General features: G+C 58.6%; 18 protein-coding genes and 2 tRNA genes. 14 read left to right on the top strand and 6 right to left on the bottom strand.

The window, feature by feature from the left end; all coding sequences use genetic code 11:
- Position 1: 1 nt before the first annotated feature.
- The 14 genes from folP to TK42_RS18005 all read left to right on the top strand — a co-directional run bounded on the left by folP (position 2) and on the right by TK42_RS18005 (position 13,447).
- Positions 2–853 carry a dihydropteroate synthase gene (gene folP, locus TK42_RS18070; protein ID WP_032879443.1) on the top strand — a complete coding sequence of 284 codons (852 nt, stop codon included), beginning with the start codon at positions 2–4 and terminating at the stop codon, positions 851–853.
- Positions 854–869: 16 nt separating this feature from the next.
- Positions 870–2,207 (top strand): phosphoglucosamine mutase, encoded by a 1,338-nt coding sequence (glmM, locus tag TK42_RS18065; protein ID WP_005791485.1) that lies wholly within the window; start codon positions 870–872, stop codon positions 2,205–2,207.
- A gap of 66 nt (positions 2,208–2,273) precedes the next feature.
- Entirely contained in the window at positions 2,274–3,029 is a 756-nt protein-coding gene (gene tpiA / locus TK42_RS18060; RefSeq protein ID WP_005791483.1) for a triose-phosphate isomerase, read from the top strand.
- 4 nt (positions 3,030–3,033) lie between these two features.
- On the top strand, positions 3,034–3,417 hold the full coding sequence (gene secG, locus TK42_RS18055) for a preprotein translocase subunit SecG (RefSeq protein ID WP_003194191.1): 384 nt from the start codon (positions 3,034–3,036) through the stop codon (positions 3,415–3,417).
- A gap of 22 nt (positions 3,418–3,439) precedes the next feature.
- Positions 3,440–3,525 (top strand) — tRNA-Leu (locus TK42_RS18050).
- 96 nt (positions 3,526–3,621) lie between these two features.
- Positions 3,622–3,698, top strand: a tRNA-Met gene (locus tag TK42_RS18045).
- A gap of 140 nt (positions 3,699–3,838) precedes the next feature.
- Positions 3,839–4,297 (top strand): ribosome maturation factor RimP, encoded by a 459-nt coding sequence (rimP, locus tag TK42_RS18040; protein ID WP_003235029.1) that lies wholly within the window; start codon positions 3,839–3,841, stop codon positions 4,295–4,297.
- Between the two features lie 47 nt (positions 4,298–4,344).
- A complete protein-coding gene (nusA, locus tag TK42_RS18035; protein ID WP_005791481.1) occupies positions 4,345–5,826 on the top strand; it encodes a transcription termination factor NusA in 1,482 nt (493 codons plus the stop codon).
- A gap of 27 nt (positions 5,827–5,853) precedes the next feature.
- The gene (gene infB, locus TK42_RS18030) at positions 5,854–8,370 is read left to right on the top strand and encodes a translation initiation factor IF-2 (protein WP_032879444.1); all 2,517 of its coding nucleotides are present in this window, start codon (positions 5,854–5,856) and stop codon (positions 8,368–8,370) included.
- 159 nt (positions 8,371–8,529) lie between these two features.
- Positions 8,530–8,925 (top strand): 30S ribosome-binding factor RbfA, encoded by a 396-nt coding sequence (rbfA, locus tag TK42_RS18025; RefSeq protein ID WP_003176137.1) that lies wholly within the window; start codon positions 8,530–8,532, stop codon positions 8,923–8,925.
- 3 nt (positions 8,926–8,928) lie between these two features.
- Complete coding sequence (gene truB / locus TK42_RS18020; RefSeq protein WP_005791476.1) at positions 8,929–9,846, top strand: tRNA pseudouridine(55) synthase TruB; 918 nt, start codon at positions 8,929–8,931, stop codon at positions 9,844–9,846.
- Between the two features lie 115 nt (positions 9,847–9,961).
- A complete protein-coding gene (gene rpsO / locus TK42_RS18015) occupies positions 9,962–10,231 on the top strand; it encodes a 30S ribosomal protein S15 (RefSeq protein ID WP_003177875.1) in 270 nt (89 codons plus the stop codon).
- 195 nt (positions 10,232–10,426) lie between these two features.
- On the top strand, positions 10,427–12,532 hold the full coding sequence (pnp, locus tag TK42_RS18010) for a polyribonucleotide nucleotidyltransferase (protein ID WP_005791474.1): 2,106 nt from the start codon (positions 10,427–10,429) through the stop codon (positions 12,530–12,532).
- Positions 12,533–12,826: 294 nt separating this feature from the next.
- Positions 12,827–13,447, top strand: a complete 621-nt coding sequence (locus TK42_RS18005; protein ID WP_032879445.1) for a BON domain-containing protein — start codon at positions 12,827–12,829, stop codon at positions 13,445–13,447.
- A 294-nt stretch (positions 13,448–13,741) separates the two neighbouring features.
- Here the strand turns inward: TK42_RS18005 and TK42_RS17995 are convergent, their stop codons facing one another.
- The 6 genes from TK42_RS17995 to panB all read right to left on the bottom strand — a co-directional run bounded on the left by TK42_RS17995 (position 13,742) and on the right by panB (position 23,434).
- Complete coding sequence (locus TK42_RS17995) at positions 13,742–16,657, bottom strand: DUF748 domain-containing protein (RefSeq protein ID WP_103734799.1); 2,916 nt, start codon at positions 16,655–16,657, stop codon at positions 13,742–13,744.
- An 87-nt stretch (positions 16,658–16,744) separates the two neighbouring features.
- Positions 16,745–17,761, bottom strand: coding sequence for a class I SAM-dependent rRNA methyltransferase (locus tag TK42_RS17990; RefSeq protein WP_078822319.1), 1,017 nt, complete (start codon positions 17,759–17,761; stop codon positions 16,745–16,747).
- 93 nt (positions 17,762–17,854) lie between these two features.
- On the bottom strand, positions 17,855–19,792 hold the full coding sequence (acs, locus tag TK42_RS17985) for an acetate--CoA ligase (protein ID WP_103734798.1): 1,938 nt from the start codon (positions 19,790–19,792) through the stop codon (positions 17,855–17,857).
- Between the two features lie 105 nt (positions 19,793–19,897).
- Positions 19,898–21,562, bottom strand: a complete 1,665-nt coding sequence (pgi, locus tag TK42_RS17980) for a glucose-6-phosphate isomerase (RefSeq protein ID WP_103734797.1) — start codon at positions 21,560–21,562, stop codon at positions 19,898–19,900.
- A 223-nt stretch (positions 21,563–21,785) separates the two neighbouring features.
- A complete protein-coding gene (panC, locus tag TK42_RS17975; RefSeq protein WP_032879451.1) occupies positions 21,786–22,637 on the bottom strand; it encodes a pantoate--beta-alanine ligase in 852 nt (283 codons plus the stop codon).
- On the bottom strand, positions 22,634–23,434 hold the full coding sequence (gene panB, locus TK42_RS17970) for a 3-methyl-2-oxobutanoate hydroxymethyltransferase (protein WP_005791461.1): 801 nt from the start codon (positions 23,432–23,434) through the stop codon (positions 22,634–22,636). Before panB ends, panC begins: the two co-directional genes overlap by 4 nt.
- Positions 23,435–23,623 lie beyond the last annotated feature (189 nt).

The raw sequence follows: 23,623 nt of genomic DNA, 5'->3' as shown, positions 1-23,623 counted from the left end.
AATGACTTCTGCTTTGTCCTCTACCCGGTTGCCTTGCGGCAACCGGGTTCTTGATTTGGCCCATACGCATGTCATGGGTATTCTCAATGTAACTCCCGATTCCTTTTCCGATGGTGGCCGTTTCAGCCAGCTGGATGCCGCGTTGCGTCATGCCGAGGCGATGGTGGCTGCCGGCGCGACCTTGATTGATGTGGGCGGCGAGTCCACTCGGCCTGGGGCTCGTGTGGTATCCCCGTTGGAAGAGCTTGAGCGGGTAGCGCCCATTGTCGAGCGTATCGCCCGTGAGCTGGATGTGATCATTTCTGTGGACACTTCAACTCCCGCGGTAATGCGTGAAACCGCGCGTCTGGGGGCGGGGCTCATCAATGATGTGCGTTCGTTGCGGCGTGACGGTGCTCTCGATGCAGCTGCAGCGACCGGCCTGCCGGTGTGCCTGATGCACATGCTGGGTGAGCCCGGTAACATGCAGGACAGTCCTCACTACGACAACCTGGTCGGCGAGGTCACTGGCTTCCTGGCAGACAGGATCGCTCAGTGTGTCGAGGTGGGCATCGCGTGCGAAAAGATCATCCTTGACCCGGGGTTTGGCTTCGCCAAGACCCTGCAACATAATTTAAGCCTGTTCAAGCATATGGAGGCGCTGCATGCCCTTGGTCGGCCGCTGCTGGTCGGTGTGTCGCGCAAGAGCATGATAGGGCTGGCCTTGAATCGCCCGGTGGGTGAGCGCTTGTACGGCGGCCTCGCCCTTGCAGCGCTTGCCGTGACCAAGGGCGCTCGTATTTTGCGTGTGCATGATGTCGCCGAGACGGTGGATGTGGTGCGCATGATTGCCGCTGTAGAATCAGCCGAATAAGAATGATGGAGCACTTATGACTAAAAAATACTTTGGCACCGACGGCATCCGTGGTCGGGTTGGCGAGTTTCCGATTACCCCTGATTTCATGCTCAAGTTGGGTTGGGCGGCAGGCATGGCGTTCCGCAGCATGGGGGCGTGCCGGATCCTGGTTGGCAAGGACACCCGTATTTCGGGTTATATGTTTGAATCCGCGCTTGAGGCAGGCTTATCTGCTGCCGGCGCCGACGTAATGCTGTTGGGGCCCATGCCGACGCCAGCGATCGCTTACCTGACGCGTACCTTTCACGCTGAAGCCGGTATTGTGATCAGTGCGTCGCACAACCCGCATGACGACAATGGCATCAAGTTCTTCTCGGGGCAGGGCACCAAGTTGCCTGACGAGATCGAGTTGATGATCGAAGAGCTGCTGGATGCGCCGATGACGGTGGTCGAATCCAGCAAGCTGGGCAAGGTGTCGCGTATCAATGATGCGTCCGGCCGTTATATCGAATTCTGCAAAAGCAGCGTGCCGAGCAGTACCAATTTTGCCGGCCTGAAGATCGTTGTCGATTGCGCCCATGGTGCGACCTACAAGGTAGCGCCAAGTGTTTTCAAGGAGCTGGGAGCGCAGGTCACTGTACTATCGGCTCAGCCTAACGGCTTGAACATCAACGACAACTGCGGCTCCACGCATATGGAGCAACTGCAGGCGGCGGTTCTGGCCGAACATGCGGACCTGGGTATCGCGTTCGATGGCGACGGCGATCGTGTGCTGATGGTGGATCACACCGGCATGATTGTGGATGGTGATGATTTGCTGTTCATCATTGCCCGTGATCTGCATGAGCGTAACAAGCTGCAGGGCGGCGTCGTGGGTACCCTCATGAGCAACCTGGGGCTTGAGTTGGCATTGGCGGAGTTGGGTATTCCGTTTATCCGCGCCAATGTCGGCGACCGTTATGTGATCGCCGAGCTTCTGGAGCGTAACTGGCTGGTAGGCGGCGAGAACTCGGGACACGTCGTATGCTTCCAGCATACGACTACGGGCGACGCCATCATCGCTGCGCTGCAGGTGCTTCTGGCCTTGCGTCGTCGTGACGAGAGCCTGGCGCAGGCGCGTCAGGCTCTGCGCAAGTGTCCGCAGGTGCTGCTCAATGTGCGTTTTGCCGGTGGTGAAAATCCGATCGAGCACCCTGCCGTCAAAGAGGCTTGTGAGCGTGTTACCCAGGCAATGGCTGGGCGTGGGCGTGTGTTGTTGCGCAAGTCGGGCACTGAGCCTCTGGTGCGCGTCATGGTCGAAGGCGAGGACGAAACCCAGGTTCGCGGCCATGCCGAAGACCTGGCAAAACTGGTAACTGAAGTTTGCGCCTGAATTCGGCTTGCCAGTGATGGTGTGGTTGGGTAACATCTGCGCCCACTTTGACCGACGGGGTACAGCATGCGTCGCACTATGGTAGCTGGTAACTGGAAGATGCACGGTACCCGCGCCAGTGTCGCTGAGCTGATCAATGGCCTTCGTCACTTGGCCTTGCCTAGCGGTGTTGATGTTGCGGTTTTCCCACCTTGCTTGCATATCAACCAAGTGGTTGATGGCTTGAAGGGCAAGTCGATCCAGGTCGGCGCGCAGAATTCTGCGGTGGAGCCCATGCAAGGCGCATTGACCGGTGAGATTTCGCCGAGTCAGTTGGTTGATGCGGGTTGTGCCTATGTACTCGTTGGGCACTCCGAGCGCCGTCAGATGATGGGCGAGCGGGATGCGACGCTCAATCGCAAGTTCGCCGCGGCACAGGCTTGTGGCTTGGTTCCGGTGTTGTGCATAGGGGAGACCCTTGAGCAGCGCGAATCGGGCAAGACTCTTGAGGTTGTCTCGCGTCAGCTGGGCAGCATCATCGAGGAGCTGGGTGTTGGTGCGTTTGCAAAGGCGGTTATTGCTTACGAGCCGGTCTGGGCCATTGGCACCGGACTGACTGCTACACCGCAACAGGCGCAGGATGTGCACGCAGCCATCCGCGCGCAGTTGGCGGCAGAGAATTCTGAAGTCGCGCAAGGTGTGCGGCTTCTATACGGCGGCAGCGTGAAGGCGGCCAATGCGGTCGAACTGTTCGGCATGCCGGATATCGATGGGGGGCTCATTGGTGGAGCCTCCCTGAATGCAGATGAGTTCGGTGCGATCTGTCGCGCCGCGGGAAACTGAAAAAATGCTGGAAACAGTCGTAGTCGTTTTTCATCTGTTGGCTGCCCTGAGCGTAGTTGCTCTGGTTTTGTTGCAACAGGGTAAAGGTGCGGATGCTGGTGCGTCTTTCGGTGCAGGTGCTTCAAATACTGTGTTCGGAAGCCAAGGTTCCTCTACCTTTCTTAGTAAGTTTACTGCTATACTTGCCGCAGGTTTCTTCATAACCAGCTTAGGGTTAGGTTACTTTGCTAAAGAGAAAGCTCATGTGCTGACTCAGGTAGGTTTGCCAAACCCAGCAGTGTTGGAAGTTCCAAAAGCAAAACCGGCTTCTGATGATGTCCCGGTGCTTCAAGAGCAAAAGTCGGCTACTCCAGCGACTGACGTACCTCCAGCTCAAGAGCAGAAGTAAGAAGGGTTGTAAGCGCTGTATTGCCGAGGTGGTGGAATTGGTAGACACGCAACCTTGAGGTGGTTGTGCCCATAGGGTGTAGGGGTTCGAGTCCCCTTCTCGGTACCAATTATCAGGAGAGCCCGCTGTTGCGGGCTTTCTTGTAGGTGGAAGGTTACATTGACCCTGTAAGGGATCGGTCGTATACTTCCGCCCCAGCTTTGTCGCGGGGTGGAGCAGTCTGGTAGCTCGTCGGGCTCATAACCCGAAGGTCGTCGGTTCAAATCCGGCCCCCGCAACCAGTTTTAGCGGAGCCCCTTTTAAGGGGCTTTTTGTTAGCTGGACACTTTCAACGCCGCTGTTCGACGGCGTTTCAAGGATGGGCGTTTCGCCCATTTTTTTATTTTGCACAGCATGCACATACATGCACGAGGGGGTTCAGGTGTCGAGCAAGCTAGAAGAGTTGCAGGCCTTGCTGGCCCCGGTGGTCGTGGCCCTAGGCTATGAATGCTGGGGTATTGAGTTTTCGGCTCAAGGTCGCCACTCAATGTTGCGCGTTTATATCGATAAAGAGGGCGGCGTGCTGGTGGACGATTGTGCCATTGTCAGCCGTCAGATCAGCGGTGTGCTGGATGTTGAAGATCCGATTTCCGTTGAGTACACCCTTGAAGTTTCCTCGCCAGGCATGGAACGCCCACTGTTCACTATTGATCAGTTTGCAAAATTTGCCGGTGAACAAGTGAAGATCAAGCTGCGTTCGCCCTTCGAAGGGCGACGCAACTTTCAGGGCCTTCTGCGCGGTGTAGAAGAACAGGATGTCGTGGTGCAGGTAGAAGACCATGAGTTCCTGTTGCCGATCGATATGATCGACAAGGCCAACATTATTCCCAGTTTTGACTGAGACGCGGATCCCGCGGATCCAATGGCTTGCGAAAGGCGAGGCGTACGATGAGCAAAGAAGTACTGCTGGTTGTTGAGTCGGTATCCAATGAAAAGGGCGTACCGGCAAACGTGATTTTTGAAGCGCTGGAGCTGGCCCTGGCCACTGCTACCAAAAAGCGTTTTGAAGACGAAGTTGATCTGCGTGTGGAAATCAACCGCCACACCGGTGCCTATGAGACTTTCCGTCGCTGGACGGTCGTCGAAGAAGCCGATCTTGATGATCCGGCCATCGAAACCTGGCCGAGCAAGGTTGCACAAACGCACCCGGGCGCCCAGGTCGGTGATGTCGTCGAAGAAAAGATCGAATCGATCGAATTCGGCCGTATTGCTGCACAGACCGCCAAGCAGGTCATCGTGCAGAAGGTTCGTGAAGCCGAGCGCGCTCAAGTCGTTGACGCTTATCGCGAGCGCCTGGGTGAAATCATCTCCGGCACCGTGAAAAAAGTTACCCGCGACAATGTGATCGTCGACCTGGGCAACAACGCCGAAGCGTTGCTGGCCCGCGAAGACATCATCTCTCGCGAAACCTTCCGTGTCGGCGTGCGTCTGCGTGCGCTGCTCAAGGAAATCCGCACCGAGAACCGCGGTCCTCAGCTGATCCTGTCGCGTACCGCGCCGGAAATGCTGATCGAGCTGTTCCGCATCGAAGTGCCGGAAATTGCCGAAGGTCTGATCGAAGTCATGGCTGCGTCCCGCGATCCGGGTTCGCGTGCCAAGATCGCGGTTCGCTCCAAGGACAAACGCATCGACCCGCAAGGCGCTTGCATCGGTATGCGCGGTTCGCGCGTCCAGGCAGTGTCGGGCGAATTGGGCGGTGAGCGTGTGGATATCGTCCTGTGGGACGATAACCCGGCGCAGTTCGTGATCAACGCCATGTCGCCGGCTGAAGTGGCGGCAATTATCGTTGACGAAGATGCCCATGCAATGGACATCGCCGTTGGCGCAGACAATCTGGCTCAGGCCATTGGTCGTGGTGGTCAGAACGTGCGTCTGGCCAGCCAACTGACCGGCTGGACCCTGAACGTGATGACCGAATCGGACATCCAGGCTAAGCAGCAAGCTGAAACCGGTGACATCCTGCGCAACTTCATCGAAGAGTTGGAAGTCGATGAAGACCTGGCACAGGTACTGGTAGATGAAGGCTTCACCAGCCTGGAAGAGATTGCCTACGTACCGTTGGAAGAAATGCTCAACATCGACGGCTTTGACGAAGACACCGTCAACGAGCTTCGCGCTCGGGCCAAGGATCGTTTGTTGACTAAAGCCATCGCTACTGAGGAAAAGCTGGCAGACGCCCATCCGGCCGAAGACCTGCTCTCGCTTGAGGGTATGGACAAGGATTTGGCGATGGAACTGGCGGTGCGCGGCGTAATTACCCGCGAAGACCTGGCCGAGCAGTCTATTGACGATCTGCTCGACATCGACGGCATTGACGAAGATCGTGCCGGCAAGTTGATCATGGCCGCCCGAGCCCATTGGTTCGAGTAATTAGGCGCGGCCTGAGGAGAGAAGTGCATGACGCAAGTCACGGTGAAACAACTGGCCGATGAGGTCAAAACACCGGTAGAGCGCCTGTTGCAGCAGATGCGTGAGGCAGGTCTGCCGCACACCGCCGCCGATGAAGGTGTGAGCGATAGTGAGAAGCAGTCTTTGCTGACTCACTTGAAGAGCAGCCACAAGGCGAAAGTGGAAGAACCGCGCAAGATTACATTGCAGCGCAAAACCACCAGCACCCTGCGTGTTGCGGGTAGCAAGAGCATCAGCGTAGAAGTACGCAAGAAGAAAGTCTTCGTACAGCGCAGCCCGGAAGAAATCGAAGCCGAGCGCAAACGCGAGCTGGATGAACGTCGCGCAGTAGAAAATGCTGCTCGCCAGAAGGCTGAAGAAGAAGCCAAGCGTCGCGCCGAAGAAGAAGCGCGTCGCCAGCCTGCTGCTGCGCAACCTGCCAACACTGAAGCGGTTGCCGCTCCTGTTGAAGCTGTGCGTGAGGCCGCCCCGATTGCTGCTGCGCCTGCTCCTGCAGCTGACGCCCGCAAGCGCGACGAACCTCGTCGTCCGGACAAACCACGTGCCGACGATAACAATCGTCGCGGTGGTGGTGGCGATGGCGAGCGCAAAAACGCTCCGCATCGTGCCTCGGTCAAAGAGAAAGCGCCTGCTCCACGCGTTGCCCCACGTACTACCGACGAAGAAAGCGATGGCTTCCGTCGCGGTGGTCGCGGCAAGGCCAAGCTGAAAAAACGCAACGCCCACGGTTTCCAGAGCCCAACCGGCCCTGTCGTGCGTGAAGTGAAGATCGGCGAGACCATCACTGTGGGCGATCTGGCCCAGCAGATGTCGGTCAAGGCTGCTGAAATCATCAAGTTCATGTTCAAGCTGGGCACCCCGGCCACCATCAACCAGGTACTGGATCAGGAAACTGCCCAGTTGGTTGCTGAAGAGCTGGGCCACAAAGTGACCCTGGTCAGCGACACCGCCCTGGAAGATTCCCTGGCCGAGTCCCTGAAGTTTGAAGGCGAGGCAGTTTCCCGTGCACCGGTTGTGACCGTAATGGGCCACGTTGACCACGGTAAAACTTCCCTGCTCGACTACATCCGTCGTGCCAAGGTTGCCGCAGGCGAAGCCGGTGGTATTACCCAGCACATCGGTGCATACCACGTTGAAACCGAACGCGGCATGGTCACCTTCCTCGACACTCCAGGTCACGCCGCGTTTACCGCGATGCGTGCCCGTGGTGCCAAGGCGACCGACATCGTGATCCTGGTGGTTGCAGCGGACGACGGCGTAATGCCGCAGACCATTGAAGCTGTCCAGCACGCCAAGGCTGCCGGTGTTCCTCTGGTTGTAGCCGTGAACAAAATCGACAAGCCCGGCGCCGATCTCGATCGCATCCGTAGCGAACTGTCGGTTCACGGCGTGACATCCGAGGAATGGGGTGGCGAGACGCCATTCGTATCGGTCTCGGCGAAAATGGGTACCGGCGTTGACGAACTGCTCGAAGCGGTCCTGTTGCAAGCTGAAGTCCTGGAATTGACCGCTACGCCTTCGGCTCCTGGCCGTGGTGTAGTGGTTGAATCGCGCCTCGACAAGGGCCGTGGCCCGGTCGCGACCGTGCTGGTTCAAGACGGTACCCTGCGCCAAGGCGACATGGTGCTGGTCGGTTCGAACTACGGCCGTGTACGTGCCATGCTCGACGAGAACGGCAAGCCAATCAAGGAAGCAGGTCCTGCTATCCCGGTCGAGATCCTCGGCCTGGACGGTACGCCGGACGCTGGCGACGAGATGAGCGTAGTTGCCGACGAGAAGAAAGCCCGTGAAGTGGCTCTGTTCCGTCAAGGCAAGTTCCGCGAAGTCAAGCTGGCCCGTGCTCACGCCGGCAAGCTGGAAAACATCTTCGAGAACATGGGCCAGGAAGAGAAGAAGACGCTTAACATCGTCCTCAAATCCGACGTCCGTGGTTCCCTCGAAGCGTTGAACGGCGCCTTGAACGGCCTGGGTAACGACGAAGTGCAAGTGCGTGTTGTCGGTGGCGGTGTCGGTGGTATCACCGAGTCCGACGCCAACCTGGCACTGGCTTCCAACGCTGTACTGTTCGGCTTCAACGTGCGTGCCGATGCTGGCGCTCGCAAGATCGTCGAGCAGGAAGGCCTGGACATGCGTTACTACAACGTCATCTACGACATCATCGAAGACGTCAAGAAAGCCCTTACCGGTATGCTTGGCAGCGACGTCCGGGAGAACATCCTGGGTATCGCCGAGGTGCGTGACGTGTTCCGCTCGCCGAAATTCGGCGCGATCGCCGGTTGCATGGTTGTCGAAGGCACCGTGTACCGTAACCGTCCGATCCGTGTACTGCGTGAAGACATCGTTATCTTCGAAGGCGAGCTGGAATCCCTGCGCCGCTTCAAGGATGACGCTGCCGAAGTACGTGCCGGCATGGAATGCGGTATCGGCGTCAAGAGCTACAACGACGTCAAGGTTGGCGACAAGATCGAAGTCTTCGAGAAGGTTCAGGTTGCTCGCAGCCTCTAACTCGCGCACTTCAGGAGCCACACAGCGCGTGGGCATGTACTTGCCCCGCGCCGTGTCCGGACTCTAAACGCAACGCCCGGTCTGGCTTTTGTCAGGCCGGGCGTTTGCCGCTTTCAGACCCCACGGGTTTCACCGTGTGGCAGTAACAGGTAACAAGACATGGCAAAAGAATACAGCCGTACCCAGCGTATCGGCGATCAGATGCAGCGTGAGCTGGCTCAACTGATCCGTCGCGAAGTCAAAGACCCCCGCGTTGGCCTGGTCACCATCACCGCCGTTGAAGTGAGCCGTGACGTGGGTCATGCCAAAATCTTCATCACCGTGATGGGGCAGGACAACAGCGAAGAAATCGCGCAAAGCATCAAGGTGCTCAACTCCGCCGCAGGTTTCCTGCGGATGCAGTTGGCCCGCGAAATGAAGCTGCGCAGCGTTCCGCAGTTGCACTTCCATTACGACGAAAGCGTCGTGCGTGGCGCGCACCTCTCGGCCTTGATCGAGCGCGCCGTGGCTGAAGACAGTCAGCATCCGTCCACACCTGAAGACGCCAAGGAGTAAGCGGTGGCTCAGGTCAAACGTATCCGTCGCAACGTCAGTGGCATCATTCTGCTCGACAAGCCCATTGGTTTTACCTCCAATGCGGCGCTGCAGAAGGTCCGCTGGCTGCTTAACGCCGAGAAGGCGGGACACACCGGCAGCCTGGATCCACTGGCCACCGGCGTTCTGCCGTTGTGCTTTGGTGAGGCCACCAAGTTCTCGCAGTACCTGCTTGATTCGGACAAGGGTTATGAAACCCTCATGCAACTGGGCAAGACAACCACCACGGCAGACGCCGAAGGTGATGTTTTGCAGGTTCGCGACGTGACCGTTGGTCGTGCGGATATCGAAGCTGCATTACCTGCTTTTCGTGGGCAAATCAGTCAGATACCGCCGATGTACTCGGCGCTCAAGCGGGATGGGCAACCTCTTTATAAGCTGGCACGTGCGGGCGAAGTGGTGGAGCGCGAACCGCGTTCTGTTACTATTGCCCGGCTGGAACTGCTCGCCTGTGAAGGTGACACTGCTCGATTGGCGGTGGACTGCAGCAAAGGCACCTATATCCGTACCCTCGTGGAAGATATTGGTGAGAAGCTGGGCTGCGGTGCTTATGTAGCTGAACTGCGACGTACCCAGGCAGGCCCTTTCACCCTGGCCCAGACGGTCACGCTGGAAGAGCTGGAAGCGGTGCACGCCGAAGGCGGCAACGAAGCGGTTGATCGCTTCCTGATGCCCTCGGACAGCGGTTTGCTGGATTGGCCATTGCTGCACTTCTCGGAGCACAGCGCGTTCTACTGGCTCAACGGCCAGCCGGTACGCGCCCCGGATGCCCCGAAGTTCGGCATGGTGCGAGTACAGGATCATAACGGTCGCTTTATCGGTATCGGTGAAGTGAGCGAAGACGGGCGCATCGCGCCGCGTCGACTGATTCGGTCAGAATGACCGAACGAGGGTGGCTGTTAATAGGCATGGTCACTTCTCATTTATAGATACGGGGGTATGCCCTCGGCCTATTGAGATCACCCCTTGGGTGGTTTCCTGAAAAAAGGATTGCCTCATGGCTCTCGACGTTCAAGAAAAAGCACAAATCGTAGCTGACTATCAGCAAGCTGTTGGTGACACTGGTTCGCCAGAAGTGCAAGTTGCACTGCTGACCCACAACATCAACAAACTGCAAGGTCACTTCAAGGCCAACGGTAAAGACCACCACTCCCGTCGTGGTCTGATCCGCATGGTAAACCAGCGCCGTAAGCTGCTGGACTACCTGAAAGGCAAGGATTTGGGTCGTTATCAGACTCTGATCGGTCGCCTGGGTCTGCGTCGCTAATCAGCGATTGCGCTAGAGGTTGGTTGTCTGCCGTGTGCCAGTGGGATTCCCGCTGGCCCATGGTAGGCTCCCAGCCTCAAGTTTTATCTGGATGCACGTTTTACCCTGGACGAGGGTCGGGCCGATTCCCGACATTGCCCAAGAATTTCGCAAGAAGACAAGTTCCCCCAAGAGCCACAAAGAAGGTAGGACACCGTGAACCCGGTTATCAAAAAATTCCAGTTCGGTCAGTCGACCGTTACCCTCGAGACAGGCCGTATCGCCCGTCAAGCCTCCGGCGCAGTGCTGGTTACCGTTGACGACGACGTTACCGTACTAGTGACCGTGGTTGGCGCCAAGACCGCTGACCCGAGCAAGGGCTTCTTCCCTCTGTCCGTTCACTACCAGGAAAAGACTTACGCTGCCGGTAAGATCCCTGGCGGTTTCTTCAAGCGCGAAGGCCGTCCTTCCGAGAAAGAAACCCTGACATCCCGACTGATCGACCGTCCGATCCGTCCGCTGTTCCCAGAAGGCTTCATGAACGAAGTGCAGGTTGTCTGCACCGTCGTTTCCACCAGCAAAAAGACCGATCCGGACATCGCTGCGATGATCGGTACTTCGGCTGCGCTGGCGATCTCGGGCATTCCGTTCGATGGTCCTATCGGTGCCGCTCGCGTTGCTTTCCATGAAAGCACCGGTTACCTGCTGAACCCATCTTACGAGCAGCAGAAAGCTTCGAGCCTGGACATGGTCGTTGCCGGTACCTCCGAAGCCGTATTGATGGTTGAGTCGGAAGCCAAAGAGCTGACCGAAGACCAGATGCTGGGCGCCGTACTGTTTGCTCACGACGAGTTCCAGGTGGTAATCAACGCGGTCAAGGAATTGGCTGCCGAAGCTGCCAAGCCAACCTGGACCTGGGCTGCTGCCCCGGAAGCCACCGACCTGCTGGGCGCTATCCGCTCCGAGTTCGGCGCTGCCATCTCCGACGCCTACACCATCACCGTCAAGGCCGACCGTTACGCTCGCCTGGGCGAGTTGAAGGACCAGGTTGTCGCCAAGTTGTCCGGTGAAGAAGGCCAGCCTTCTGCCAGCGACGTCAAGGCTGCATTCGGCGAAATCGAATACCGTACCGTTCGCGAAAACATCGTTAACGGCAAGCCACGTATCGACGGTCGCGACACTCGCACCGTGCGCCCGCTGAACATCGAAGTCGGCGTGCTGCCCAAGACTCACGGTTCGGCGCTGTTCACCCGTGGTGAAACCCAGGCCCTGGTAGTCGCGACTCTGGGTACTGCCCGTGACGCACAACTGCTGGACACCCTGGAAGGCGAGAAAAAAGACCCGTTCATGCTGCACTACAACTTCCCTCCGTTCTCGGTGGGCGAGTGTGGCCGCATGGGTGGTGCTGGTCGTCGTGAAATCGGTCACGGCCGTCTGGCCCGTCGTTCGATTGCAGCGATGCTGCCGGCTGCCGATGTGTTCCCGTACACCATCCGTGTCGTATCGGAAATCACTGAGTCCAACGGTTCCAGCTCGATGGCTTCCGTTTGCGGTGCTTCCCTGGCGCTGATGGACGCTGGTGTGCCGATGAAGGCGCCGGTTGCCGGTATCGCCATGGGCCTGGTTAAAGAAGGCGAGAAGTTCGCCATCCTGACCGACATCCTGGGCGACGAAGACCACCTGGGCGACATGGACTTCAAAGTAGCCGGTACCGCTAAAGGCGTAACCGCGCTGCAGATGGACATCAAGATCAAGGGCATCACCGAAGAGATCATGGAAATCGCTCTGGGCCAAGCCCTGGAAGCGCGCCTGAACATCCTCGGCCAGATGAACCAGATCATTGGCCAGTCGCGTACCGAACTGTCGGAAAACGCTCCGACCATGATCGCGATGAAAATCGACACCGACAAAATCCGTGATGTTATCGGTAAAGGCGGCGCTACCATCCGTGCGATCTGTGAAGAAACCAAGGCTTCGATCGACATCGAAGACGACGGCTCGATCAAGATCTTCGGCGAAACCAAGGAAGCGGCTGAAGCTGCACGCCAACGCGTCCTGGGCATCACCGCTGAGGCCGAGATCGGCAAGATCTACGTCGGCAAGGTTGAGCGCATCGTCGACTTCGGCGCATTCGTCAACATCCTGCCGGGCAAAGACGGTCTGGTTCACATCTCCATGCTGAGCGACGCTCGTGTTGAGAAAGTGACCGACATTCTCAAAGAAGGCCAGGAAGTGGAAGTGCTGGTACTGGACGTGGACAACCGCGGCCGTATCAAGCTGTCCATCAAGGACGTAGCAGCAGCCAAGGCTTCGGGCGTTTAATCACCCCGCGTTCTAGCTGAAAAAAAGGGACTCTTCGGAGTCCCTTTTTTGTGGGAGAAGGAAATCCCCCTAAAATCAGTTGTTTAGTCGCCTGCAAAAAACCGCAACTTGCACGCAGGCACGACCTGCTTCATGCAACTTGCACGATTTCGAAAAGCACGCTGTTTTTTAACTTGTTGTTTTGTAAGGTTTTTTTCTGTTGTCCCACTTGGCACGCCGCCTGCACTATCCCTGTTAGCGCTGCAGCATCAAGGTTTACGTCTGCAGACTTTTAATAAAACAGGAGTTATTCGTATGAAGAAGTTCGCTCTCGCTACTGCTACCGCTCTGACCCTGGCCATGGGTGCTAACGTAGCCTTTGCTCAGACTTCCCAAGCCCCTATGACTTTGGCGGCCGGTGAAGCGACCAAGGCTAAGGAAAGCGTTTCGGATACTTGGATCACCACTAAAGTCAAAGCCGACCTGCTGACCGAAAAAGGCATTCCGGGTTCGGACATCAAGGTTGAGACCAACAAAGGTGTGGTTTCCCTGTCCTCCGACGTAGCAGTCTCGGATTCGCAGAAAGCCACTGCTGTAGCCATCACCAAGAAAATCAAAGGTGTGAATGCTGTTTCGGCTGACGGTCTGCTGGCTGGCGGCGCTGTCAAAGCTGACGGCATCGACAAAACCAAAGGTGCGGCACACGACGCTAAAGAAACCACCAGCGACACTTGGATCACTACCAAAGTGAAGGCTGACCTGGTTACCGAGAAGGGCATTCCTGGCACTGACATCAAGGTTGAGACCAACAAGGGCGTAGTGTCCCTGTCGTCTCCGACTGCCGTGACTGCATCGCAGAAAGAAACTGCGGTTGCCATCACCAAGAAAATCAAAGGCGTTAAAGCTGTATCGGCCGACGGCCTGAAAGCAGAGTAACGTTAAAGGTTTCGTTTGAACGATATAGCGGCGGCTTAGGGTGAGCTAGTTATCCACCCGATGCACCTCTGGAGTTCATGCGACCGACCACACGGATGTGGTCATTACAGGCCCCGGCACTTGTGTCGGGGCCTGTTCTATTTTGGGGTTGAAACAAAACTGCCAGCCAGCCCCCCAAAAAAAATGTGGGAGCTGGCTTGCCAGCGATGTTGGCACCTCAGTCATTCAGTTGCACCGAGGTGATGCTATCGCAGGCAAGCCAGCTCCCACATCAGGATAGGCGTTGCTCAGAAGTTACTCGGCATCCAGATGCATTGGGGTGATGACCCGACCATCTTTCTCCGCCTGCCCCAGTTGCGCATCAATGAAGTACACCCGCTCATCTTCCAACTGGCCCTTGTCCACCAAGTAATCCTTGATGGTACTGGCGCGCTCCTGGCCCAGTTGGCGCAGCAGCACATCACTGCCGCTCCAGAACTTGATCACACCCTCTTTGAGCTTCGCCGAGCGCTCATCGCTGCCAAGGTTTTTCCATTCGGCGGGAGGTTGCTGTTTAAGACGGGTGCGGTAGATACCTTCCAGCAACGGTGCTTTTTCTTTCTCGGGCACTTCAAGCAACGAAGCTTGGGCCGGGACTTTGTCGCCACGGCGCTGGAGGATCTTGTAGTAGTTGTACTGGTATTCACGTTCCAGCCGCTGCGCCGCCAGGAACGGCCCATCGCTGCTGGCAGCAGCCGTGCCTTCGATTTCCAGGCGCAGGGTAGGGCGCTCTTTCAGTGCCTTGGCCAAGGTGTTCAGCGCGCCCTCGGCATCTTTGTTCAGCTCACTGGAGCCGGCGGCGAACGAAACATTACCCAGGTCTTCAGAGCCGCCACCCGTCACCAGCCCGCCAATAAACTTGAAGGGCGCGGTCGCTGCGCGGACGACGAGGTTACGCAGGGTCTGCCACACAATCGGCATCACGCTGAATTGCGGGTTGTTCAGGTCGCCACTGACCGGCAGTTCGATCGAGATCTTGCCGTCGCTGTCCTTGAGCAGGGCGATGGCCAGGCGAATCGGCAAGTCCACCGCATCGGAGCTGTCGACTTTCTCACCCAGTTGCAACTGTTCGACCACCACTTTGTTTTCGGCCTTCAACTGGCCCTTGGTGATCACGTAGTGCAAGTCGAGATTCAGCCGGCCCTTGCGGATACGGAAGCCTGCGAACTTGCCCGAGTAAGGTGTCAAGTTGGTCAACTCGACACGTTTGAAGCTGGTCGCGATATCCAGGGCTGCCATCGGATCAAACGGGTTCACGCTGCCCTTGATGGTCACTGGGGCGTAACGGTCTACCTTACCCTTGATATCGACGCTGGCCGGTTTGGCCTGGCGACTATCGATGGTGCCAATCTGGCCGTTGAGCTGTTGAATCGCGGTGGCGAAGTTGGGCGTGAGGCTGAAGTCGGCAAAGTTGGCCGAACCATCGTTAATTGCGATCTGCCCGATGTGGATGCCCAAGGGCTTGTCTTTGCTGGCCGCCGGCTTGGCGGCTGATTTGGCACCACTGTCGGCAGGCTGGGGAATCAGCAAGTCATCGATGTTGGTGGTGCGATCGTCGTTGATCATGAAGCGCGCATACGGCTGCAGCAGGTTGACCTTGTCGATCGACAGGCTCTGACCGTGCTGATAGTTCACACCCTCCAGTACCAGGCGCTGCCACTTGAGGAAGTCGCGGGTCTTGAGGGTGTCCAGGGTATGCAACTGATCGACCTGAGCGCGGCCGGTGATTTGCAGGGCCAACGGCTCGGTGCTCTTGAGGTTCACATCCAGGTTGCCGCCCAACATGCCGCTGCGCAGTTCCAGGCGAATAAACGGGCTGATATACGACTGGGCCACCCGCAGGTCGATGTCCTGGGTATTCACTTTCAGCTTGGCGCTGACCGGGTTGAGGTTAACCTCGCCGGTTGCCTGGATCTTGCCTTGCTTGCCCACGCCACTATCGACCTTCAAGGTGAAGGGGCTTTGGTTGAGGCTGTCGAAGTTCTGCATGTCGACATTCAACGGGCCCAGTTCCAGCGCCACCGCAGGTTTGGCCTGGCGGTCGGCCAGGTGTACCTGATAGTTACGCAGTTGCACATCCTTGAGCATCACTTGCCAGGGTTTGCTCGGCGCCGCCGGTTGGGCTTCAGGCGCGTCGGTGTTGGCCGGTGCCGGTGTTGGCTTGCTTGGCTGGCTGGCGAACAGTTTTTGCCAGTCGAGTTGGCCATCGGCTTCAAGAGCGGCCCAGGTTTCCAGCTTGTTGCTGCGGATTTTGCCGACGACTACCTGCTGCTTGGCCAGGTCCACCGTGGTTTCGCTGACATCCAGGCGTTCCAGGCGTACCAATGGCCGGCCATCCGGCGCCTTGATCGCGAAGGGCGCAATGCTGGCGGCGGTGTTGGTCAGGTTCAGCTCGGTCTCTTTGGCCAGGCTGAACTTATAGTCGGTGCTGAAGTTAAGCACGCCGTCTTCCAGCACCAGTGGCAAGGCGTCACGTACATACGGCCACCAGGCTTTCATCTTGCCGTCGGTAACCTTCAAGGTACCTTCGGAGGTGATCGGTACCAGGCTGACATTACCTTTCCAGTCAATCTGCCCGCCGTCAGGGCCAGCGGCCACCAGGGTCATGTCGGCGTTGTCTTCGGGCAAGGTGCTGAGGTTTTTCAGCTCGAAGTCGAGTTTGTCGTAGAGGAATTCGATAGGTTCGCTGGGGCGCAGATCTCGGAAATGCAGATTGCCGCCCGCCAGTTTGATGCTGTCGATACGCAGCGGGAACGGTTTGGCATCGGGATCTGCGGGAGTCGGTTCGCTCGGCGGCAGTTTGAACAACTGCGCCAGGTTCAACTGGCCGGATTTGTCGAACAACAGTTCGGTCTTGGGCTGGTCCAGTTGCACATCAGCCAGGTGCAGGGCGCGGGTCCAGAGACTGTCGGCCTGCAGGTTGGCGTAAAAGCGCTGGAAGCCCACTTGTTCTTTGCCCGGCTCACCGATCTTCAGGCCCCACAGCGTGAGTTCCAGGCTGAACGGGTTGAGCTCGATGCGCTCGATTCGCGCCGGCACCGTGGCGTAATTCGCCAACTGTTGGTTGGCAATGCGAAGAGCGATGCCGGGTAAAATCAAGAAGCCCAGCAAGCTGTACAAAGCCAGGGCGGTCAACAAGGCGCCTGCGGCGCGGATCAATCCTTTGGGCATGGGTGACGCCATCTGTGTCGAACGAGAGTGCCTTGGAGTATGGCACGGTAATTCGGTTCCGAAGAACAGTGGCTGCTGGGAAACTTCCTACAAATGCAGGATCAAGGTCTTTAACGGAGGCTGCTGATCTGTGGAAGGAAAGTCTGCCCCGGGTGTCATGACCTGCCAGTCGCGCACTGGGCGCCCGGCTTTTTCTGCGCAACGCAGCACCTGTTCACGCCAGTCATCCATGCTGACTTTCGCCAGGTTGTTACAACAGATCAGTACCCCATTGTCAGCGGTGGTCAGCAGCGCGGGCTTGAGCAAGCTCTGATAGTCGCGCAGCAGGTCGACGGTGCCGAACGCGCTCTTGGCCCAGGCGGGCGGATCAAGCAGAACCAGGTCGTACTGGCGCTGCTCCAGGCGCGGATAGCTCGGCAGCTTTTGGCCGCGACGCTGGGTGATCGGCAGGCCCGCCAGTTGGCGAATGGCCGGGAAGTAATCGGACTGTACGAACTCCATGCTCGGCAATTGTGGGTTGAGCAGGCCGTTTTCACGCCCGACCGCCAGGTTGCCCTCGGCAAAATCCAGGTTGCACACTTCGCGTGCGCCGCCGGCGGCCGCGCTCAAGCCCACGCCGCAGGTGTAGGCGAACAGGTTCAGCACGCTTTTGCCGGCGCTGTGATCCTTCACCCAACCACGGGTGTTACGCAGGTCGAGGAACAGTAACGGGTCCTGCCCGGCATGGCGCCCCCGCACACGGTAGCTGAGGCCCCACTCGTGGCCGACCAGGTCTTCGAGCGCCGCAGGCTCTGCGCGGTATACCGTGTCTTCACGATCGATACGCGAGTTGCCTCGGGCACGGTCGTTGTACACCAGCAGCAATTCCAGGCCCATGTATTGGTTGATCAGTTGATGCAGGTCCAGAAGGTCTGCGCTGTCCAGCGACTGATGGAAGCTCTGCACCAGCAATTGCGGGCCGTAGCGGTCGATGGTCAAGCCGCCGGCGCCTTCCTGGCTGCCGTGGAACAGCCGGTAGCAGTCTGTACCCTGGGCGTGCAGTTCGTTGATCAGGTCTTGGCGGTGATCGAGGGCGGCGCGCAGCGCCTGATTCAGGGGGGTCATGAAGCGCGCCTTGCTTGCAGAAAAATAAGAAAATCGGGGCGCGGAGTTTAACAGTTAACCCCGGCCTGCACAGGCCGGGGATTATCCTGAGCGCTATCGGTTCAGGCGTTTGTCGATCAACCCGTCTACGACGCTTGGGTCAGCCAGGGTTGAGGTATCGCCCAGGCTGTCCAGTTCGTTGCAGGCGATCTTGCGCAAGATGCGCCGCATGATCTTTCCGGAGCGGGTTTTCGGCAAGGCAGGCGCCCACTGGATCAGTTCCGGTTTGGCAAAGCTGCCAATTTCCTTGCTGACCAGGTCCAGCAAGTGCTTTTTCAGCGTATCGCTGGGCTCGACGCCGTTCATTGGCGTTACAAAGGCATAGATGCCCTGGCCCTTGACGTCATGGGGATAGCCGACCACAGCGGCTTCAGCGACCTGGTCATGCAGCACCAGGGCGCTTTCGACCTCGGCGGTGCCGATGCGATGGCCGGACACGTTGATCACATCATCGATGCGACCGGTGATCCAGTAGTCGCCGTCTTCATCGCGGCGCGCGCCGTCGCCGGTGAAGTAGTAGCCGGGATAGGGCTTGAAGTAAGTGTCGATCATGCGCTGCGGGTCGCCGTAGACGCTGCGAATCTGCCCCGGCCAGCTGGCCTTGATCGCCAGCACGCCACTGCCGGCGCCGCTGATTTCCTTGCCCTGCTCATCGAGCAGCACCGGTTGTACGCCGAACATCGGCTGTGTCGCGCAGCCCGGCTTGATGCGCTGGGCGCTGACCAGCGGGCTGAGCATGATGCCGCCGGTTTCGGTTTGCCACCAGGTATCGACGATGGGGCAGCGCTGTTCGCCCACCGCATTGAAGTACCAGTCCCAGGCCTCCGGGTTGATCGGCTCACCGACACTGCCCAGCAGGCGCAGGCTGGCGCGGGAGGTGCTCTCCAATGGGCCGTGGCCTTCACGCATCAGGGCGCGCAAAGCGGTGGGCGCGGTGTAGAAAATATTCACCTGATGTTTATCGATCACCTGCCAGAAGCGCGAGCTGTCCGGATAACTCGGCACGCCCTCGAACATCAGCGAAGTGGCGCCATTGGCCAGCGGACCGTAGACGATGTAGCTATGCCCGGTGACCCAGCCCACATCGGCGGTGCACCAGAACACTTCGCCCTCTTGGTAGTCGAGTACGTACTTGAAGGTCATCGCCGCTTGCAGCAGGTAGCCGCCAGTGGTGTGCAGCACGCCCTTGGGTTTGCCGGTGCTGCCGGAGGTGTAGAGGATGAACAGCGGATCCTCGGCGTCCATCGGCTCGGGTGGGCAGTTGTCGCTGGCGGCGTCCAGGGCCGCTTGATACTTGAGGTCGCGGCCCTCGTTCCAGTTCACGCTGGCTCCGGTGCGCTCGACCACCAGCACCGTGCTGACGTTCGGGCAACTGGCCAGGGCTTTATCGACATTCTGTTTCAGCGCCACGGGCTTGCCGCCGCGCACGCCTTCGTCGGCGGTTATCACGGTGCGGCAGTCGGCATCGAGAATACGGTCACGCAGGGCGTCAGGCGAAAACCCGCCAAACACCACCGAGTGCACCGCGCCAATTCGCGTGCAGGCCAGCATGGCGTAGGCCGCTTCCGGGATCATCGGCATGTAGATGCACACGCGGTCGCCTTTTTTCACGCCACGGTTTTTCAGCACATTGGCCAGGCGGCTGACGTTTTGATGCAGTTGGCGGTAAGTGATCGTGGAGGATTTTGACGGATCGTCGCCCTCCCAGATGAAGGCCGGCTGATCGGCGCGTTGCGCCAGGTGACGGTCAATGCAGTTGTAGCTGACGTTCAGTTGGCCGCCGGCAAACCATTGGGCGGCACCGGTATTGATGTCTGACTGCTGGACGGTGTGCCACGGTGTTATCCAGTCCAGAAAGCCCTTGGCCTGTTCGGCCCAGAAGGTCTCTGGCTGCTCGATGGATTGGCGATAGAGGCGCTGATAGTCTTCTTGACTGAGTTGCGCAGCCCGGCGGACGGCATCGGCGGTGGGAAACGTGCTGATATCGAACATGAGCGATCCTTATTCTTGTTTTTGCGACAAGTGATAAAGATGCACCCTGTGGTGGGAGGGTTCAAGGCCAACGTCCAAACAGACGTTGGCCTTGAGTGATCAGCATCAGCCGCGGTGACGACCGCGGAAGTAGTTGATCAGGCCCTGGGTCGAAGCGTCCTCGGCTGAGGTTTCTTCGGCGCCCGTCAGGCGGTTGTAAACGCCTTTGCCCAGTTCCTTGCCCAGTTCAACGCCCCATTGGTCAAAAGCGTTGATGCCCCAGACCACGCTCTGCACGAACACCTTGTGCTCATACATCGCCACCAGCGCACCGAGGCGACGAGGGCTGATGCGTTCGACCACGATGGTGTTGCTCGGACGGTTGCCCGGGATCACCTTGTGCGGTGCCAGCTTCTGCACTTCCGCTTCCGGCAGGCCCTTCTCACGCAGCTCGGCTTCGGCCTCACTACGGGTCTTGCCGAGCATCAGTGCCTGGCTCTGGGACAGGCAGTTGGCGTATAGCCACTGGTGGTGATCGGAGACCGGGTTGAAGCTGACGATCGGCACGATGAAGTCGGCCGGGATCAGTTGCGTCCCTTGGTGCAGCAACTGGTGGTAAGCGTGCTGCCCGTTGCAGCCTACGCCACCCCAGATCACCGGGCCGGTATCAGTGGACACTGGCGTGCCGTCCTGGCGGACGCTCTTGCCGTTGGATTCCATGTCCAGCTGTTGTAAATGCTTGGTGATATTACGCAGGTAATGGTCGTACGGCAGGATCGCGTGGCTCTGCGCGCCCCAGAAGTTGCCGTACCACACGCCCAGCAAACCCAGCAGTACGGGCATGTTGGCTTCGAACGGCGCGTTCAGGAAGTGCTGGTCCATGGTGTAGGCACCCGACAGCAGTTCCTTGAAGTTGGACATGCCGATGGCCAGGGCGATTGGCAAGCCAATCGCCGACCACAGCGAGTAACGCCCGCCTACCCAATCCCACATCGGGAAGATGTTCTCTTCGCGAATACCAAAGGCTACGGCCGCTGCGTTGTTGCTCGAAACGGCGATGAAGTGGCGATACAGCTCAGCTTCCGAACCACCCTGGGCCAGGTACCAGGCGCGGGCGGCCTGGGCGTTCTTCAGGGTTTCAAGGGTGTTGAAGGATTTGGACGAAACAATGAACAGCGTGGTCTCGGCGCGCAGCTTCATGGTCAGCTCGTGGAACTCGCTGCCGTCGATATTCGCCAGGTAGTGGCAACGCACGCCTTTGTGGGCGTAGGACAACAGCGCTTCGGAGACCAGTTCCGGACCGAGGAACGAACCACCGATGCCGATGTTCACCACGTCGGTGATCGGCTTTTCGGTGTAGCCACGCCACAGGCCGTCGTGGATGCGGCCGACCAGGTCAGTAATCTGGTTCAGCACCTTGTGCACGTCCGGCATGATGTTCACGCCGTTGACCGACAGCTTGTCACCCACCGGGCGGCGCAGGGCGGTATGCAGCGCCGGGCGGCCTTCGGAAGAGTTGACGGGCTCGCCCGCGTACAACGCATCAATCGCGCCTTTAAGGTTCACTTCCTTGGCCAGGTCCACCAGCAGGTCGCGGGTTTCGCTGGTGATCAGGTTTTTCGAGTAATCGAGGAAAAGTCCGCAGCTGCTCAAGGTAAATTGGGAAAAGCGCTGAGGGTCGGCATTGAACGCTTCGCGCATGCTGAAATCCTGCATGGCTTGGCGATGTTGAACAAGCGCTTGCCAGGCGGGCAGAGCGGTAACGTCATGAGGGGTGCGGTAGTACGCCATCGCTGCGGGTTTCCTTTTATTACAGGGACTGCCTTTAGGACACTTAAAAGCCCGGAACATCCATTCTTGTCTCAACGACTGGGTTCCAGACAGCGCTAACCATAGCGCAGGGCGATTACATTAAACCTAGCGTGTGGATATGTCTTGGCTTTGTCTGCGCTGTGGCCGGTACTTTTTTATACCGGCACAGCCGTCGGGGCAACAGGTGGAGGGTAAAGTGGGGTCAGGCGAGGTTCAGGTGCAGGTTATCGATCAGGCGTGTGGCGCCCAGATAAGCGGCGACCAGGATCACCACATCCCGATCTTCAGCCGTGGCCGGGCGCAGATGTACGCCTTGGCGCACTTCCAGGTAGTCCATGCGTAGCCCTGCGGCTTCAATCTGCCGGATTTGCTCGGCGCGAAGCTTGGCGAAATCATGATCACCGTCTTGGATGGCCGTGGCGATCTGGCTGAGGGCGCGGTACAGCACCGGCGCGACCGCACGTTGCTCCTCGGTGAGGTAACCGTTGCGTGATGACAGCGCGAGGCCGTCCGCTGCACGCACGGTGGGTTCGCCGATGATCTGGATCGGCATGTTCAGATCGCGGACCATGGCGCGAATGACCGCCAACTGCTGGTAGTCCTTCTGGCCAAATACGGCCATGTCGGGCTGGACCATGTTGAACAACTTGCTGACCACCGTGGCCACGCCTTCGAAATGCCCTGGGCGGCTGGCGCCGCACAAGCCTTCGGACAGTTGTGGCACGCTGACGCGGGTCTGGCCGTTCATGCCATCGGGGTACATTTCCTCGACAGTGGGCGCAAACAGCAGGTTGCAGCCCGCCTGCAGGAGTTTTTCCTGGTCGGCGGCCAATGTGCGCGGGTATTTATCCAGATCTTCGCCGGCACCGAATTGCAGTGGGTTGACGAAAATGCTCGCCACCACGAAATCTGCCTGCTGCGCGGCCTTGGTCACCAGGGTGGCATGGCCGCTATGCAGGTTGCCCATGGTAGGCACAAAGCCGATGCGTTTGCCGGCGCTGCGGGCGTGGGTCACGGCAGCCCGCAGTTCGCGGACGGTTTTAACGGTGTTCATGCCGAGAATCCGTGTTCAACGCCTGGGAAAGTCACATTCTTGACTTCGCTGACGTAAGCGCTCAGGGCTGCGTGAATGCTGTCCTGGCCGGCCATGAAGTTCTTCACGAACTTGGGTACGTGACCGCTAATCGACAGGCCGAGCATGTCGTGCAGGACCAGCACCTGACCATCGGTGGCGGAGCCGGCGCCAATGCCGATTACCGGCACTTTGACGGCCTGGGTGATTTCTGCGGCCAGTTCGCTGGGGACGCACTCCAGCACAATCATCGCGGCACCGGCTTGTTCCAGGGCGATGGCATCGGCGCGCATCTGGCGCGCCTGGGCTTCATTGCGACCCTGTACCTTGTAGCCGCCGAGGATGTTCACCGACTGCGGGGTCAGGCCCATGTGTGCACATACCGGTACACCGCGTTCAGCCAGCAGCCGGATCGACTCGGCCAGCCACACGGCGCCTTCGACTTTGACCATATGGGCGCCGGCCTGCATCAGCTTGCCGGCGTTCTGGAAGGTTTGCTCAAGCGTGGCGTACCCCATGAACGGCAGGTCGGCGATGATCAAGGCGCCGTCGTTGCCACGCTTGACGCTGGCGGTGTGGTAGGCCAGTTCATCCGTGGTCACGGGCAGGGTGCTGTCATTCCCTTGAAGAACCATGCCCAGGGAGTCGCCCACTAACAACACTTCAACCCCGGCCTGGCAACAGGCGTTGGCGAAGGTGGCGTCATAGCAGGTCAGCATGGTGATTTTTTCACCCTTGAGCTTGAGGCTCTGCAAGGTGGTCAGGGTAATGTCTGGCATGAAAAGGGTCCTCGTTCAGGCGCTTGGAAACAGCGAGTAACGCGCGTGAGTCTTCGTTTATACAGGCGCACTGTCTTGAAAGCAGTGCTTATAAGGCCTGGATTGCGCCCTGTAGCGCCGGGTTGGCGGCAGCGGGACGCCTATAGTCGTGAGGAGGACACGGGAAGTCAATTGGATGTGTTACCGCAT

The organism is Pseudomonas sp. GZJR-8 (assembly GCF_002916705.1).
In the GTDB taxonomy this organism is placed as follows: Bacteria; Pseudomonadota; Gammaproteobacteria; order Pseudomonadales; family Pseudomonadaceae; genus Aquipseudomonas; species Aquipseudomonas synxantha_A.
This window is presented reverse-complemented; position numbering and strand designations above follow the sequence as displayed.

What these genes read in the sequence shown, in the direction of transcription:
- folP (WP_032879443.1), top strand. Translation starts at nt 2, where the DNA reads ATGACTTCTGCTTTGTCCTCTACCCGGTTGCCTTGCGGCAACCGGGTT.
- glmM (WP_005791485.1), top strand. Translation starts at nt 870, where the DNA reads ATGACTAAAAAATACTTTGGCACCGACGGCATCCGTGGTCGGGTTGGC.
- tpiA (WP_005791483.1), top strand. Translation starts at nt 2,274, where the DNA reads ATGCGTCGCACTATGGTAGCTGGTAACTGGAAGATGCACGGTACCCGC.
- secG (WP_003194191.1), top strand. Translation starts at nt 3,034, where the DNA reads ATGCTGGAAACAGTCGTAGTCGTTTTTCATCTGTTGGCTGCCCTGAGC.
- nusA (WP_005791481.1), top strand. Translation starts at nt 4,345, where the DNA reads ATGAGCAAAGAAGTACTGCTGGTTGTTGAGTCGGTATCCAATGAAAAG.
- infB (WP_032879444.1), top strand. Translation starts at nt 5,854, where the DNA reads ATGACGCAAGTCACGGTGAAACAACTGGCCGATGAGGTCAAAACACCG.
- rbfA (WP_003176137.1), top strand. Translation starts at nt 8,530, where the DNA reads ATGGCAAAAGAATACAGCCGTACCCAGCGTATCGGCGATCAGATGCAG.
- rpsO (WP_003177875.1), top strand. Translation starts at nt 9,962, where the DNA reads ATGGCTCTCGACGTTCAAGAAAAAGCACAAATCGTAGCTGACTATCAG.
- TK42_RS18005 (WP_032879445.1), top strand. Translation starts at nt 12,827, where the DNA reads ATGAAGAAGTTCGCTCTCGCTACTGCTACCGCTCTGACCCTGGCCATG.
- TK42_RS17995 (WP_103734799.1), bottom strand. Translation starts at nt 16,657, where the DNA reads ATGCCCAAAGGATTGATCCGCGCCGCAGGCGCCTTGTTGACCGCCCTG.
- TK42_RS17990 (WP_078822319.1), bottom strand. Translation starts at nt 17,761, where the DNA reads ATGACCCCCCTGAATCAGGCGCTGCGCGCCGCCCTCGATCACCGCCAA.
- acs (WP_103734798.1), bottom strand. Translation starts at nt 19,792, where the DNA reads ATGTTCGATATCAGCACGTTTCCCACCGCCGATGCCGTCCGCCGGGCT.
- pgi (WP_103734797.1), bottom strand. Translation starts at nt 21,562, where the DNA reads ATGGCGTACTACCGCACCCCTCATGACGTTACCGCTCTGCCCGCCTGG.
- panC (WP_032879451.1), bottom strand. Translation starts at nt 22,637, where the DNA reads ATGAACACCGTTAAAACCGTCCGCGAACTGCGGGCTGCCGTGACCCAC.
- panB (WP_005791461.1), bottom strand. Translation starts at nt 23,434, where the DNA reads ATGCCAGACATTACCCTGACCACCTTGCAGAGCCTCAAGCTCAAGGGT.